At 28.1% G+C, this 14,995-nt stretch carries 15 protein-coding genes; all 15 read left to right on the top strand.

What is annotated here, in order from left to right; genetic code table 11:
* Positions 1–3 precede the first annotated feature (3 nt).
* The 15 genes from JC605_RS19265 (at position 4) to JC605_RS19195 (ending at position 14,960) form a co-directional block, all read left to right on the top strand.
* Entirely contained in the window at positions 4–1,770 is a 1,767-nt protein-coding gene (locus JC605_RS19265; RefSeq protein WP_198857759.1) for a cytidylyltransferase domain-containing protein, read from the top strand.
* A gap of 3 nt (positions 1,771–1,773) precedes the next feature.
* The gene (locus tag JC605_RS19260) at positions 1,774–2,238 is read left to right on the top strand and encodes a YhcH/YjgK/YiaL family protein (RefSeq protein ID WP_198857758.1); all 465 of its coding nucleotides are present in this window, start codon (positions 1,774–1,776) and stop codon (positions 2,236–2,238) included.
* A gap of 19 nt (positions 2,239–2,257) precedes the next feature.
* A complete protein-coding gene (locus JC605_RS19255; protein WP_198857757.1) occupies positions 2,258–2,920 on the top strand; it encodes an SGNH/GDSL hydrolase family protein in 663 nt (220 codons plus the stop codon).
* Entirely contained in the window at positions 2,907–3,464 is a 558-nt protein-coding gene (locus JC605_RS19250; protein ID WP_198857756.1) for a GNAT family N-acetyltransferase, read from the top strand. Before JC605_RS19255 ends, JC605_RS19250 begins: the two co-directional genes overlap by 14 nt.
* Positions 3,464–4,030, top strand: a complete 567-nt coding sequence (pseH, locus tag JC605_RS19245; RefSeq protein WP_198857755.1) for a UDP-4-amino-4,6-dideoxy-N-acetyl-beta-L-altrosamine N-acetyltransferase — start codon at positions 3,464–3,466, stop codon at positions 4,028–4,030. The genes JC605_RS19250 and pseH overlap by 1 nt, the downstream gene beginning before the upstream one ends.
* A gap of 101 nt (positions 4,031–4,131) precedes the next feature.
* Entirely contained in the window at positions 4,132–5,154 is a 1,023-nt protein-coding gene (locus JC605_RS19240; RefSeq protein WP_198857754.1) for a 3-oxoacyl-ACP synthase III family protein, read from the top strand.
* Between the two features lie 17 nt (positions 5,155–5,171).
* Positions 5,172–5,405 carry an acyl carrier protein gene (locus JC605_RS19235; RefSeq protein WP_198857753.1) on the top strand — a complete coding sequence of 78 codons (234 nt, stop codon included), beginning with the start codon at positions 5,172–5,174 and terminating at the stop codon, positions 5,403–5,405.
* A 184-nt stretch (positions 5,406–5,589) separates the two neighbouring features.
* Positions 5,590–6,630, top strand: coding sequence for a pseudaminic acid synthase (gene pseI / locus JC605_RS19230; protein ID WP_198857752.1), 1,041 nt, complete (start codon positions 5,590–5,592; stop codon positions 6,628–6,630).
* Positions 6,631–6,639: 9 nt separating this feature from the next.
* Positions 6,640–7,671, top strand: a complete 1,032-nt coding sequence (locus JC605_RS19225; protein WP_198857751.1) for an exo-alpha-sialidase — start codon at positions 6,640–6,642, stop codon at positions 7,669–7,671.
* Positions 7,672–8,410: 739 nt separating this feature from the next.
* Positions 8,411–9,817 carry a lipopolysaccharide biosynthesis protein gene (locus JC605_RS19220; protein WP_198857750.1) on the top strand — a complete coding sequence of 469 codons (1,407 nt, stop codon included), beginning with the start codon at positions 8,411–8,413 and terminating at the stop codon, positions 9,815–9,817.
* Positions 9,814–10,842, top strand: coding sequence for a hypothetical protein (locus JC605_RS19215; protein ID WP_198857749.1), 1,029 nt, complete (start codon positions 9,814–9,816; stop codon positions 10,840–10,842). Before JC605_RS19220 ends, JC605_RS19215 begins: the two co-directional genes overlap by 4 nt.
* Before the next feature lie 36 nt (positions 10,843–10,878).
* Positions 10,879–11,901 carry a glycosyltransferase gene (locus JC605_RS19210; RefSeq protein ID WP_198857748.1) on the top strand — a complete coding sequence of 341 codons (1,023 nt, stop codon included), beginning with the start codon at positions 10,879–10,881 and terminating at the stop codon, positions 11,899–11,901.
* Positions 11,902–11,959: 58 nt separating this feature from the next.
* Entirely contained in the window at positions 11,960–13,279 is a 1,320-nt protein-coding gene (locus JC605_RS19205; RefSeq protein ID WP_198857747.1) for a hypothetical protein, read from the top strand.
* A 14-nt stretch (positions 13,280–13,293) separates the two neighbouring features.
* Positions 13,294–14,181, top strand: a complete 888-nt coding sequence (locus JC605_RS19200; protein WP_198857746.1) for a glycosyltransferase family A protein — start codon at positions 13,294–13,296, stop codon at positions 14,179–14,181.
* 32 nt (positions 14,182–14,213) lie between these two features.
* Positions 14,214–14,960, top strand: coding sequence for a glycosyltransferase family 2 protein (locus tag JC605_RS19195; RefSeq protein WP_198857745.1), 747 nt, complete (start codon positions 14,214–14,216; stop codon positions 14,958–14,960).
* Positions 14,961–14,995: the final 35 nt, after the last annotated feature.

The following is a 14,995-nucleotide window of genomic DNA, read 5'->3' as shown; positions in this document are numbered from 1 at the left end:
TTTATGGCATATACAATAATTGAAGTAGCAAATACTCATGGAGGAAATATAAAATATGTTAAGGAGTTAATTTCACAATTTTCATCTTTTAAAGATAATTTTGGAATTAAATTTCAGCCATTACATCCAGATAAATTAGCAACAAAAGATTTTGAGTGGTATTCAGTTTATCAAGAATTATTATTTGATTCACTTGAATGGGATGAGATTATTAATCTGGCTAAAGAAACCAAAGATGTATGGCTAGATATATTTGATGAATATGGAGTACAGATCTTAGAAGAGAATCATTCTAAAGTTTATGGCATTAAATTGCAGGTTTCAGTACTATTTAATTATGCCGTATTAAATGCCTTATCTAAAGTTGATCTTTCAAATAAGAAACTTATAATTAATGTAGCCTCTCTTGATTTAGACGAAATAGCGTATTTTTTAAAGAAATATGAGGAAAGTTTAAATCCTGAAGAAATCTTGATTGAAGTTGGATTTCAAGGATATCCTACATTATTGCAAGATTCAGGGATTTCAAAAATTAATAAAGTTAAAAATGCATTTTCTAAAAGAATAGTTTTTGCTGATCATATTGATCGTGAGTCGGATTATGCAGTATGGTTACCTGCCTTGGCAATCGCATCAGGAGCAGACATAGTCGAGAAGCATGTATTACTTGAAAATGCTGAAACTAAATATGATATGTACTCTAGTCTAGGAGTTACTCAGTTTACAAAAATGATTGAAATTGTTAATAATTATGAAGAACTTTTAAATGCTGAATTTATTAATAATAGAGAGCTTTTATATTTAGAAAAATCTATTATGAAGCCTATATTGAAAGGAGCTAAAGAAAAGGGTGAGTACTTATCAATAGAAGAAGATTTTGAATTTAAGAGATCAGGAAAAAATGGATTAAACTCAAAACAAATTAAAGATTTGATTTCCGATTTTCATATTCTTTCAGTTTCTAAAAATAAAGGGGAAACACTACAAAGAGAAGATTTTAAGAAAGCAAATATTGCAACAATTATTGCTTGTAGATTGAAATCAACCAGACTTAAAGAAAAAGCACTATTAAAAATTGGAGATCTTACTTCGGTTGAGTTATGTATTAAAAATGCATGTAAATTTGAAAATGTCAATAATGTAATTTTAGCTACCTCAGATTTAGAATCTGATTTGCCACTTAAGGACTTTACTTATAATGAATCAGTCATTTTTCATCAAGGTGACCCGGAAGATGTAATTCAGAGATATTTGGACATAGCAAGAAAACTTAAAGTGGATATTGTTATTAGAGTTACAGCAGATTGTCCTTTCATTGATAATGAAATTTTAAAAATTTTACTTAAATCTCATTTCGAGTATGGGGCTGATTATACAACTGCAAGAGATGTAGCAGTAGGTACTAACTTAGAAATTATAAATGTTCAAGCATTAGAAAAAGTAAAAAAACATTTTCCATCTGCAGAATATTCAGAATACATGACATGGTATTTTATGAATAATTTAGAATATTTTAGAGTTAATTTGGTAGACTTACCTAAAAATCTTGTTAGAAATTATAGATTAACTTTGGATTATAATGAAGATATAATTTTATTTAATAAAATTGTAGATAATTTTAAAACTAATCCAGATTATACTATTAGTGATATTTTTGATCTGCTAGACAAAAAACCTGAACTTCCTGAAATAAATAATCACATTCAATTAAAATATAAAACAGATCAAGTATTAATTGATACTCTGAATAGTAAAACAAAAATTAGTTAATAAATGATAATTGATAAATTTGAAAATTTAGTAAATTATTCTAAGTTATATCCTGAAATTGATAGGGTGCTTAATCTCTTAAAAAATAAAGATTTAAATGTTTTAAATGAAAAGATATCTTCTGAAAGTATTACTTTAATTCCAATATATAGTAAAGAGATATCTCCTTCTTTTAATAGAAATATTCTAGAAGCTCACAAACAATTAATGGATATCCATATTTCTTTGGAAGGAGAAGATATAGTTGCATTTGCAGATGTTTTTAGTGAAGTAAAAGAGTATCAGGCTTATGATGAGTTGAATGATTTTGCGCTTTATACATCAGATTATATAAAGAAGTTTTCAATCCCAAAAGGCTATTTTTGTATCATTCCTAATAATTTTGCACATATGGCATTGTATGAGGGGCATTCAGATGTGAAGAAAGTAGTGGTTAAAATGTCGGTATCTAGTAAAGAATGTCTCTAAAAAAATCATACAAATTATAATGAGAATTTTATTTTTAACAGATTCTCTGTCTCTACCACGGAAATTCGATTCTGGCGAAGTAACGTATGAAGATACTTATCTTTTTATGCTTCGAAATAGATTTCCTGAATTATTGATTGTTGATATAGCTATCGGAGGAGCCAAGATTTCTGACCTATTGGGGCAATGTTTTTATTATAAACAATTTAAACCTGATTTAGTTTTTTTACAATGTGGGATTGTAGATTGTGCACCGAGATCTTTTAGTTTAATGGAAAAACTATTAATTGATAAATTTCGGCTTCGAAAAGTTACAAAATTATTTGAGAAAAAATTAAGAAAGATTAGGAACTGTACATATACTCCAAAAGAAGTATTTTTAGATTCTTTGTTAAGAATTAAAAGTGATTTTGAAAGTATTCCGTTGTATTCACTCGGAATTTTGCAAATAGCAGAACAATATGAAAAGTTAATCCCAGGCATTAAAAAAAATGCCCATGAATACAATCAGATATTAAAATCACATACAAAATTTATAGAAAATGATGATTTCCCTTTAGATGGAATAATTTCAGATTTTCATCATTTAAATGAAAAAGGACATCAGTTAATTTTTGTAAAATTAGAAAATGTGATTTTAGATCATCTAAATTCTAAGTCTAAGATAAATGGGAAACTATAAAGTATTAAACCAGCAAGTTTTTACAAACCAAGATTTTTCAATTGTGCCAATTCGTTATGAAGATCGTTTGCTTATAATGAAATGGCGTAATGAACAAATTTATCATTTGCGTCAAGATAAACCATTAACAGTTGAAAGTCAGGAAAATTATTTCAATAATATCGTGTCTAAGCTTTTTGAGCAAGAAAAACCAAACCAAATTTTATTTTCTTTTTTAAGAAATGAAGAGTTTGTTGGTTATGGAGGGTTGGTCCATATTAATTGGATTGATAAAAATGCTGAGATATCATTTTTAATGAACACAAGTTTAGAAAAGGAATTTTATAGTTCTTTTCTGTTGAATTTTCTAAGTTTAATTGAAAAAGTTGCATTTAGTGATTTAGATTTATTTAAAATTTACACGTACGCTTTTGACGTGAGGCCACAGCTTTATCCAATACTTGAGCAATCTAATTTTTTTAAAGAGGCAGTATTAAAGAATCATTGTTTCTATTATGGAAATTTTAAAGATGTTATTATACATAGTAAATTTAATAAATTGTGATGGGATGTAAATATACTTATGTAAATTTTACCGATTTAAATAATGAAGAATTATTATTGGTATTTAATTGGAGAAATAATTATGAAGTAAGAAGATGGATGTATAGTACTGATTTAGTTGAGTTAGATAATCATTTTAATTTTGTTGAAAGATTAAAAACAGACAAATCTAAATTGTACTTCCTAGTAAAAAGAAATAATCTGCCAGTTGGTACTTTTTCATTAACCGCAATAGAAGATGATGAAGCCGAGTGGGGGTATTATATAGCTCCAGATTATCATCACAAGAATATTGGTGTTGAATTTTATTATTATGTATTAGAATATATTTATCTGAATCTAAAAATGAAAACTTTAAAAGGATATGCTCTAACTGCTAATAAATCAGCAAACTCATTTAGTGATCTTTTTAGTTTCTCAAAAGTAATATCGGAGTTCAAAAGTTCGGAAAATAGTGATGATGAATATTTTTTCAGAGAACTAACTGAAAATGTTTGGAGGGAAAAAGTTATAAAAAATAAAAAAATTGAAAGACTTTTAGAATTAACAGTAAATTCAATAATTTAATGTTAATTAAAGCGTTTGTGATTTTTTTACTAACGTATTTAGTAATTTAAGATTTTTACGAGTACATTATTTTATTGTCTTTAGAAAAAATAAATAAATATATGGAAGCATTTATAAATGGAATTTCGCATTATTTGCCAGAAAAAGTTTTGGATAATTCAGAGCTTTCTTCTATGTTTCCTGAGTGGTCAGTTGAAAAAATTTCCCAAAAAACGGGAATAGTTAGTAGGCATATAGCAGATGAAGATGAATCATCAAGCGATATGGCAATAAAGGCCCTAGAGAATTTTATACATGATTATAATTTTGATAAATCAAGAATAGATTATCTTATTCTTTGTACTCAAACACCAGATTACCTCCTTCCAACAACCGCTTGTATCATTCAAGATAAAGCTGGATTATCAAAGAAATGTGGTGCAATAGATGTCAATTTGGGTTGTTCTGGATATATATACGGTTTGGGTCTTGCAAAAGGTCTTGTTTCTACTGGGCAAGCTAAAAATGTGATTTTGCTTACTTCTGAAATGTATTCAAAGATTATTCATCCAAAAGATAAGTCTAACCGAACAATTTTTGGAGATGGCGCAACGGCTACATTGATTACATCGGAGCCTAATAATGATTTTTTTTCGGCAAAAATCAAAAACTTTAAATACGGAACCGATGGTAGTGGATTTGACCATTTGATCGTAAAAAATAGTGGAATTAAGATAGATAGGGAAAAGCAAAAAGATTTCTATGACGAAGAAGAAAATTTTGTATCCAACGATGATTATCTTTATATGAATGGTAAAGAAATTTTTAATTTTACAGCATTCGAAGTTCCAAAATTAGTTGTTGAGACACTAGAAACGAATTGTCTTTCTTTGTCAGAAATTGATATGGTAATTTTTCACCAAGCAAATGCTTTTATGCTTGATTTCATTAGAAAAAGATGCGGTATTGATTCAGATAAATTCTATGTTTCAATGAGTGATATAGGTAATACCGTTTCTTCAACAATTCCTATTGCGCTTAGTCGAGTAATAAAAGAAAATAGATTTAAAACAAATCAGCAAGTCTTGCTCTGTGGTTTTGGAGTGGGTTTGTCAATGGCAGGAGTAGTAATTGAAATTTGCTAAATTTAAAATATAAAAATATGGAAAAAGAAATTTTTGTTTCAAATGTTAAACAACAATTTGTTGATGCTGATGATATTGTTTTAGAAATGTCTACTGAATTTAGACAATTAGATAGCTACGATTCATTGACAGGAATGACTATAATGGTTATGATTAAGGATGAGTACGGTGTTGATATTTCTGAAAGCGATTACCGAGCAAAGAAAACTGTGCAAGAACTGTATGATTATGTATTGTTAAAAACACAATAATTATTCTTGCGATTTTATTGTAAATAACTGATTTATAATAATTTTTTCTGTTTTGTGAATTGATATAAAGGTGTCTTTGTAAATTAATAGGAAATAGTAAGATAAAGAGAACACTGTAAAATTTTATTACTAGGATTTGGAGTTGGTTTATCAGCTGATGATGTAATAATTAAAAATTAAGAGAATGAAAATTAAGAACATTTCTATAAATGCAAATTCGCCAGTATTTATAATTGCTGAATTATCAGCAAATCATAATGGAAGTTTAGAAGTAGCTTTAGAAACTGTAAGAGCCGCGAAAAGAGCAGGTGCAGATTGTATAAAGTTACAAACATATACCGCAGATACTATAACTCTTGATTCCCAAAAAGATGATTTTATGATTAAAGGATCAATATGGGATGGAAAGAATTTGCATGATTTATATAAAGAAGCTTATACACCTTGGGAGTGGCATAAAACTATTTTTGAAGAAGCAGAAAAAGAAGGATTAATTTGTTTTTCATCACCTTTTGATAAATCTTCAATAGAATTTTTAGAAAGTCTAAATACGCCTGCTTATAAAATTGCTTCGTTTGAAATAACAGATATTCCATTAATTGAATATGCGGCTTCTAAAGGTAAGCCCATTATCATTTCGACTGGTATTGCAGAACAAGAAGATATAGAGTTGGCATTAGATGCTTGTCGAAGAATGGGAAATAATGATATAGCATTATTAAAATGTACTTCTAGTTATCCTGCTCCTATAGAAGAAGCAAATATGAGTATGGTAAAAGATTTAGCAGAAAGATACAATATTATTAGTGGATTATCTGATCATACTATGGGGGCAACAGTACCTATAGTTGCTACAGCTTTTGGTGCTAAAATAATCGAGAAACATTTTATCCTTGATCGAGCAATAGGAGGACCAGATGCCTCTTTTTCTATGAATGAAGAAGAATTCGGCGCTATGGTAAAAGCCGTTAGAGAAGCAGAAAGTGCGATTGGTATTGTTGATTATTCCTTAACAGATAAACAAGCTAAGGGAAAAGATTTTTCAAGATCTTTGTACGTAGTAAAAGATATAAAAGCAGGTGAGATAATTACTGAAGAAAACGTAAGATCGATACGACCAGGTTTTGGAATGCACCCTAAACATTTTAATGCTATTTTGGGTAAAAAAATTAATGTTAATTTAGAAAAAGGTGACGCATTAAAAGAGGATTATATTGTTAAATAATTGAATTATATGAAATTAAAACTACTGAATTTTTTACTTGTTTTGACTTTTTGTTTTTCTTGTACAGCACAAGATGAAGATGATACAGATAAAATTATTACTCAAAGGATTACATTCAATGAAGGTTTGAATAATGCTTTTACCGATTTGATTTTTTTTGAAAATCAATGGTTTTTATCTTATCGAGAATCAGATAGACACGGGTTAGGAAAGGATGGAGTTGTAAAAATTTTAAATAGCACTGATGGTGTAAAATGGGATCTTATTAAAGAATTTAGTATCGAAGGACTTGATTTGCGAAATGCTTCTTTTACAATCAATAAAAACAAATTGATGGCATATGTTCATGCTTCTAAATATGTTAATAAAAATTTAGTAGCTTTCACGGACTATAAATCTGTTTTTAATGGAAATACGGGGGGATGGCAAAATTTAGAAGATGTTGTATTAGATAAAAAGATTGGTTATACGGCAAAAATAACTGGTAATGAGGCTTGGCCTTGGAAAATTACTTGGTATAAAAATAAAGCTTATACTTTTGCTTATGGTTTGGATGGTCTTTTTGATTTCTACAAAAGTTCTGATGGATCGAACTTTAATATCACAAATTCAGCACAGAAACTTGATGGAGACCCATCAGAAACATCTATGAAAGTAGATAGTACAGGTACTTTTTATGCAGTTGTAAGAAGAAACTCTTCAAATGGAATGATTGGTAAATCTACAGATTCAGGAAATTCATGGGACTGGTTTGGTACGATTCCTGTTGTAGATTTTGGAGGACCAGAATTTGTATTTTATAAAGATGGTATTCTTGTTGGCGGTAGGGAATCTTTTAAGCTAATTTTGAGTTATTATAATTTTAAAACAAATACTTATAAAAAACTAATGACTATAAAGAGTAGTGGTGATTGTTCATATCCAGGAATGGTTATTAAAGACGGGTATTTATGGATGAGTTATTATTCTGCACATGGGAATAAAATAGGGACGTCAATTTATCTTTCCAAGATTAATTTGGCGAAACTGAACCTCAATTAAAAAAACAGCTATTATTATCTATGAAACTCGATGATCTATGTTATTATGTGATTTTGATTAATACATTTTAGATTTATCGTTTACAGTCAAAAATCTTTAAATCGATTAAACAAGAAGAAGGAACATAATTGAGCATTAAGAAAAGAATATTGTTTTAGTAATATATGTAATAAAAATAAGTATTACATAAAGATGAACAGGGATTTTTTAATCCGTATTACTAAGAATAATGATGTATTTTTTATATTATTTTATGCCATGCAATATTTAAACCGGCAAATGAAAAAAGAATAGTTTGCGAAAAATTTATTGCCTTAATAAGATTTTAACTCTTGCTTTTTTTAATGAAGTCGAATTACCTGAGATATTTAGTTTAGATCATCCACTTTCTCCAATGATAGAAAGTGGAAAATTTTAAAAAGCACTTTTTTAGTCAACATGTACTGTTGGAAACAATAAAGGTGTTTTCTCCAAAATTTGAAAGCCAAGTTTTTATGTCGTCAAATAGCAAAGCTATAGTTGATTCGATAATAGATGATAACGTTATAATATCTGCCGATAAATATGTTAGAGATTGCAATTTTCCAAGTTACTCTATCAGCTTTGGAGTAAGTCCAAACTTAATAAATAAGTAAATTAATTTAGAAGATTTACATAAGTATTGGATATAAAAATAAGGTGGTAGTTGTTTTTAATATCTATTAGATTGTACCGCCTAAGCCCTAAATTATAAAACTTTATGTTTAAAAAATTAATATCCCATAGTCTAATTTATGGGCTAGGACCTTTTGTACCTAAAATTATTGCTCTTTTGATGTTACCAATCTTTACGAGAGTATTAACACCAGAAGATTATGGGGTACAATCAATAATGAATTCCAGTTTAGGACTAATAAGTGTTTTATCAATGCTAGGACTTCAATTACCATTGACAAACGTTTTTTTTCAGCATACAAATCACTTTAAAAAAAGGTGGGGACAATTTTATGGGTTTTTAAATATTTGGATGATTTTCTATTCTTTTTTACTGGCAATAATAATCTATTTTATTATTCCAAAAGAAGCAAGTGAAAATCTATATTGGATTATTTTATTAAATATTGTACCTATTGTTTGTTTTGGTCCTGCAGATACTATTGGGCAATTATATTATCAACTCAATCAAAAACCAAAACAGATAGTAACAAGAACAATTTTAATTTCATTTATAACAATTATTTTGAATTACTATACAATTGTTATTTTAGATCTTCATTACATGGGTTGGTTTATAGCAAACTGTATTTCAATGTTACTATTGCATTTTTCGTATTGGTATCCACTGAGATTCATTTTAAAAATTAGACCAATTTACAAGTTTAAAAAAGTAGTAATAAGAAGAGGACTTTCGGTTTCATTACCAATGCTTCCTCATTTTTATGGTAGTTACTTATTGAGTTCGTCAGATACTTTATTATTAAAATTTTTTTTGATAAGTACATCTCAAATTGGATATTATGGATTTGCTGCATCTTTTGGAGGTCTAATGGCAATGGCTGTCGGGGCTATGAATACAGCAGCTTCACCCATTCTTTCTGAGCAAATAAAATTGAAAAACTATGATTCACTTAGAAAATTAACTTGGGCATTACAGTTTGTTTTGGTGATTTTATCTTCTCTCGCATGTTTTTGGCTAAAGGAAATTTTTGAAATTATGGTAAAAAATGAGGAACTTAAATCAACTTATTTTTTAGCTGCCATTTTCATTATGGCCCATAACTATAGACCTATGTATTTTGGTGTTGCAACCATTTTATTTTATAGAGAAAGAACACGCAATTTGTGGAAAGTAACTTTTGGCGCTGGTTTGGTATGTGTTTTACTTAATATTTTGTTAATACCGATTTATGGAATTAAAAGCCCTGCTTTTGTGCTGTTTTTCTGCTATTTAATTATGGGATACGGAACATTTTTTCTAAAAGATTATAAAGAAGTTGCAGTAGCAGAATTTAGGCCAAAAATATGGTTCATATTTACAGTAGTGTCATTTGTAATTGTACTATTTGTAGTTGATTTGTCCGTTATCTATAAAATTTTAATTACTTTCTGTTATATAGTAGCTTTACCATTTTATTTTTTTAAAAGAACTAATTTCAAATTCACATGAAAGATATTTTAATGAGTAAATTATTGAGTTATAGAGGAACAAGAGAAATTTTGTATTCTTTAATCAAGCGCAAAAATTTAGACAAGAATAATTTTCTTTTAAAGGAAAGTACTCGTCGTAAAAATCTCTCAATATTTGAATTTGAAAAATTGTCCGAGAATATTCCAAATGGATACTTTCATCCGAATGGGGATATTCAATTGTATGGATTTTATCATATATTGCTACAATACATTAATAAAAGGCGTTTGCCAAGTAATATTGCCCAAGAACACGGTTTTATTTTTTCAAGTTTTGTTCATAAACATTTTACTAGTGCTGAAAAAATTTTAACATTTAGTGATTATCGAGAAAAATTTATTACTAATCAATATCCCTTAAAGAAGGCTATAAAAATAGGACCCTATATACATTATGCTCAAAACATCTTAAATGAAAAAGATCATAAGAACTTAAAGGAAAAATTAGGTAAAACTTTGTTAGTTTTTCCCTTTCATTCAATTGATGGGGTTTTGAGTGATTTTGACACTAAAGAATTTCTCGAAATTATTGAAAAGAAAAGAAAAGGATTTGATTCTGTAATTGTCTGTCTTTACTTTAAAGATATTCAATTGGGGAGAGCTGATGAATATATTGCGAAAGGTTATAAGGTTACTACGGCGGGACATATTAATGATGCATGTTTTTTGAATAGATTAAAATCAATAATAGAGTTGTCAGATTATATAATTTCAAACTGTGTTGGATCTTATATCGCTTATGGATTATATTTAAATAAAAGAGTCGAATTATTTCGTCAAAAAACAATTTTACGTGATGAAAATGGTGAAGAAAGTAATGAGAATAAATTAGCCATGGTTGAAATTGGAAAACATTGGGATGAATATGATCTAATTCAGGATGTTTTATTTGCAATTCTAAATGGAGATGTTTTAACCAATGAGAATAATAATTATTTGAACAATCTATTCGGATTCGATTATATTCAAACAAGTGAAGAACTATACCATTCATTAATTACATAAAATAATATTAATAAAGAACAAAAAAGAAAAGTAAAAATGCCAACAGAATTTTTTGAAAGAAAAAGTTTAGATGAAAAACCTTTAGTAACAGTAGTACTACCATGTTATAATGCTGAATTATATGTGGAAGAAGCTGTGCGTTCAATAATAAATCAAACCTATTCAAATTTAGAAATTTTGTTGCTAGACGATTGTTCTACTGATGGTACATCTTCAATTTTATCAATGCTTGCAGAAGAAGATAAACGTGTAAGAATAATTCGAAATGAGGAAAATTTAAAGCTAATAAAAACTTTAAATAAAGGAATAGATGAAGCAAAAGGAAGCTTTATAGCTAGAATGGATGCTGATGACATTTCTTTGCCTGAGAGAATAGAAAAACAAATTGATTATATGATTTCTCATCCTGAAGTTGATTTATGCGGTACAAATTACTCCATAATAGACGGAGAAGGAAATGAAATTCAAAGAAAAGTAATAATTCCTTTAAATTCTGAAGAAATTGCTCGAGCACTTTTGTTTACCTGTCCAATTGGTCATCCTACTGTTCTCTTTAGAAAAGAGAAAATTCAGAATCTTGGTAAATATGATGAAAAAATGATCAATATAGAAGATTATGAACTTTGGTTAAGAATATCTTTAAATGGGCAAATTGTAAATTTACCAGAACCTTTGTTGAAATATAGATGGCATGGTGAAAATATAAGTATTGTGGGTAAAGATCTTAAAAGAGGATCAGTTAATCTTGCAATTTCAAAAAATCTTAAATGTGGTTTTGTGCAGGAGTATAAAGAATTACACCTTAAAATGATATTAAGTGAGTGGAATTATTCTGAAAAAGAATTAAAGAGCTTTTCTTTATGGAAAAAATCATTAGAAGATAATTTTATTGGAAAATTAAATGTTTTTAGAAAAGTTTTTGATTCTTATTATGCGTTAACAATGCTTTGTGTTATAAAAAATAAGAATAGAAAAAGAATTAAATTTTTAGCTTTTCTAAACTTATTAAAAATTAAACCAATTCGTACTCTTGAACATTTTTTTAATAAATTAAGCTAATTTTTGATATTGCTACTTTAAATTATTAGCTCGAAATTTTTGAAAGGATAGATTGTTTATGCGTCATTTTTTAAAAAATAGATTTGCAGAGAAAATGACTACATTTTTTCTTGTCTTCTTCTATATTTATTCAGTTTTATTTCCAGGAATGCCAGCAGGCACGAGGGTATTAATAAGCGGAATTGGGATTGGTATTTTACTTTTAAATTTTATTTCAGAAGTACTCTTGAAAAGAAGGGTCTTTTTATCGAAAAATTTTTTACAAGTAATTTCGCTCTGTTTTTTTATGGCTGTCTTTTCTCTCTTCATAATTTTGGTAAGACATACAAGGGATTTGGAATTTGTAAAGTATCCATTTTTTGTATTTCAATGGTTAGGAGGAGGGTATGTTATTACTGTAATGCAACGACGCATTTATGGTGAAGTTAAATTTCAAAATGTATCAATTTATATTGTTGCTAGTGTAGTATTACAAGTCATAATTGCGTTTTTAATGTTTATTTCGCCACCAGTACATGACTTATTTACGAGTATAAATTTAAACGACCCTCCAACGGGAGAAGCTTTTAGAGAATTCAGATTAGTAGGGTTTGCCAGTTATTATTTTGGAGCAGGAATAATCTGTGGCTACACATTAATTTTAATTCCTTTTTTAATTCCTTATTGTAAAAATAAAGCTCAATTAAGATTACTTTCATTCTCTTTTTTATTGATACTCCTTTTAGGAATGATGATGTCTAGGACGACAATGTTAGGAGGAGCTGTCGCACTCATTTTATTATTTTTGCCTTCTAGATTTGGCTTAAATTGTTCTGCAAAAATAAGATCATTTCTATCTTATTTTATTATTATACCAATATTGATTGTACCACTTTTTTTTGTGATTGATCAAAAAGTAATTGATACTTTAAAAGTAGCATCTGAATTTGGTTTTGAAATGTTTTACAATTACCTTGATGATGGTAATATAACTACAGATTCAACAGAACAAATGAAAGAGATGTATAAACTTCCTGAGTCTACAATAACATATTTATTAGGAGATGGAAAATTTTATAATAACCAAATGAATGATGCAGAAGGATATTATATGGGAACAGATATTGGTTTTTTGCGTTTGCTGTATTATTTTGGAATAGTTGGAAGCCTTCTTTTCTTTTTATTGCAATTTATGGTTTTATATAAATGTGCAATTTCTTTTACCAATAAAAGAATAAAATTCTTGTTTGTAATGTCTGTATTTGTATTCATTCTTATTTTGAATTTTAAAGGTCTTACCGATTTGATTTTTTTAAATGTGCTTTTCGGTGGATTTTGGTTGAATCAAAAATTTAATGTTGTGTTAAATAAACAATCGGTAATCATAGATGATAACTGAAAATTATTGTAAAAATGAATAAAGAAAAAGGATTAGTATCAGTCATAATTCCTAGTTATAATTACGCTAGGTTTATAACAGAAACTATTAGAAGTCTCCAATCTTCTTTTTATCAAAAATGGGAGGCAATTGTAATAGACGATTGTTCATCTGATGAAACAAAAACTGTTGTAGAATCATTAATGAAAGACGAATCTCGTTTGATTTACGAGAGACATGATATTAATAAAGGACTACCTGCAACTCGAAACACTGGTTTAAAAAAAGCGAAAGGTGAATTTCTACTGTTCCTTGATGCTGATGATATTATTTCTCCCGAAAAAATGAATCTGCATTTAGAGCATTTTACTAATACTCCAGATATTCAAATTTCTTATTCTAAATGTTTTTTCTTTTTAGATGGAAATACCAATAAAAGATATTTATCACGGAAATTAAATAATAACGGAACGGTATTTACATTAAATGGGGGACTTAAAAAAATGTTTCCGATTTTTTTAAATGATAATAGGATTACCGTTTTGGCTCCGATTGTGAGATCGAGTTTAATTGAAAAAGTTGGGTTTTTTAACGAAAATTTGAAACAAAAAGAAGATTGGAATTTCTGGATGAGATGCATATTAGAAGATGCCAAATTTCAGTATCTAGATGATGATAGGGCTTACGGACTTATTAGAGTTCACGGGAGGAGTTTGCTTGATAATGAAACAGAATCATTATCATATAGTGACGAATTTTATAGAGTGTTAAAGAAAATATTGTATGAAAACCCAGTAAAATACGATTCTGAGATAAAACAATATGAATTTTTCATGAAGAAACGTAAAGTGCGTGAATTTATAAAAATGTCATTAAAAAAATTAAAGTTGATTAGCGTAGCTCGAAAAATTTTGAGAAAATAGTCATTGTAAATATTAAACTAAACGATAGTAGGATGATTTCTGTATGTATGGCTTCTTATAATGGAGGTAAATATATAAAAAGACAAATTTCTTCAATTTTGAAGCAATTGGGAGAAAATGATGAGCTAATTATTTCAGACGATGGCTCAATTGATGATACTATTGAAATAATAGAATCTTTTAAAGATGTAAGAATTGTTCTTCTAAGACATCAAAAAAATGAAAGCAGAAGAAAAAAAACCTATCCACACTATCTTGTATCAGCAAATTATGAAAATGCATTAAAACATAGTAAAGGACAGTTTATTTTTTTAGCTGATCAGGATGATATATGGGAGAATAATAAAATTGAGATAATGATGCCATATATGAATAAACATTCTGCTGTTATGAGCAATTGCAGTGTTATAAATGAAATGGACGAAATGGTTTCAAATTCATTTTTTAAACCAATAAAATTACCTAGAGGATTATTTCAAAATATTAGTAAACCAGTTTATCATGGTTGTTGTATGGCTTTTAATAGAGATGTATTAAATATCGCTTTGCCTTTTCCAACTCAGATGATACTTCATGATACTTGGATAGGTGTACTAGCAGAAAGCTTTGGGAATGTTAAATTTATTGACGACAAATTAGTTCAGTATCGTAGGCATCTTAAAAACTCGTCTTTTGCTGAAGGCAAGAGTACTAATTCATTGCTATTTAGAATTCAATATAGAATGGAACTTTTTTTTCAAGTATCAAAAAGAATAATTTCAAAGAAAATAAAAAAATGAGTATTATTAGTCTATACAGATTAATTGTACTAATA

Origin of the sequence: Flavobacterium sp. IB48 (assembly GCF_016405855.1) — a bacterium.
Taxonomy (GTDB): Bacteria; Bacteroidota; Bacteroidia; order Flavobacteriales; family Flavobacteriaceae; genus Flavobacterium; species Flavobacterium ginsengisoli.
This window is presented reverse-complemented; position numbering and strand designations above follow the sequence as displayed.

What these genes read in the sequence shown, in the direction of transcription:
- JC605_RS19195 (WP_198857745.1), top strand. Translation starts at nt 14,214, where the DNA reads ATGATTTCTGTATGTATGGCTTCTTATAATGGAGGTAAATATATAAAA.
- JC605_RS19220 (WP_198857750.1), top strand. Translation starts at nt 8,411, where the DNA reads ATGTTTAAAAAATTAATATCCCATAGTCTAATTTATGGGCTAGGACCT.
- JC605_RS19265 (WP_198857759.1), top strand. Translation starts at nt 4, where the DNA reads ATGGCATATACAATAATTGAAGTAGCAAATACTCATGGAGGAAATATA.
- JC605_RS19200 (WP_198857746.1), top strand. Translation starts at nt 13,294, where the DNA reads ATGAATAAAGAAAAAGGATTAGTATCAGTCATAATTCCTAGTTATAAT.
- pseI (WP_198857752.1), top strand. Translation starts at nt 5,590, where the DNA reads ATGAAAATTAAGAACATTTCTATAAATGCAAATTCGCCAGTATTTATA.
- pseH (WP_198857755.1), top strand. Translation starts at nt 3,464, where the DNA reads ATGGGATGTAAATATACTTATGTAAATTTTACCGATTTAAATAATGAA.
- JC605_RS19250 (WP_198857756.1), top strand. Translation starts at nt 2,907, where the DNA reads ATGGGAAACTATAAAGTATTAAACCAGCAAGTTTTTACAAACCAAGAT.
- JC605_RS19210 (WP_198857748.1), top strand. Translation starts at nt 10,879, where the DNA reads ATGCCAACAGAATTTTTTGAAAGAAAAAGTTTAGATGAAAAACCTTTA.
- JC605_RS19255 (WP_198857757.1), top strand. Translation starts at nt 2,258, where the DNA reads ATGAGAATTTTATTTTTAACAGATTCTCTGTCTCTACCACGGAAATTC.
- JC605_RS19235 (WP_198857753.1), top strand. Translation starts at nt 5,172, where the DNA reads ATGGAAAAAGAAATTTTTGTTTCAAATGTTAAACAACAATTTGTTGAT.
- JC605_RS19225 (WP_198857751.1), top strand. Translation starts at nt 6,640, where the DNA reads ATGAAATTAAAACTACTGAATTTTTTACTTGTTTTGACTTTTTGTTTT.
- JC605_RS19240 (WP_198857754.1), top strand. Translation starts at nt 4,132, where the DNA reads ATGGAAGCATTTATAAATGGAATTTCGCATTATTTGCCAGAAAAAGTT.
- JC605_RS19215 (WP_198857749.1), top strand. Translation starts at nt 9,814, where the DNA reads ATGAAAGATATTTTAATGAGTAAATTATTGAGTTATAGAGGAACAAGA.
- JC605_RS19205 (WP_198857747.1), top strand. Translation starts at nt 11,960, where the DNA reads ATGCGTCATTTTTTAAAAAATAGATTTGCAGAGAAAATGACTACATTT.
- JC605_RS19260 (WP_198857758.1), top strand. Translation starts at nt 1,774, where the DNA reads ATGATAATTGATAAATTTGAAAATTTAGTAAATTATTCTAAGTTATAT.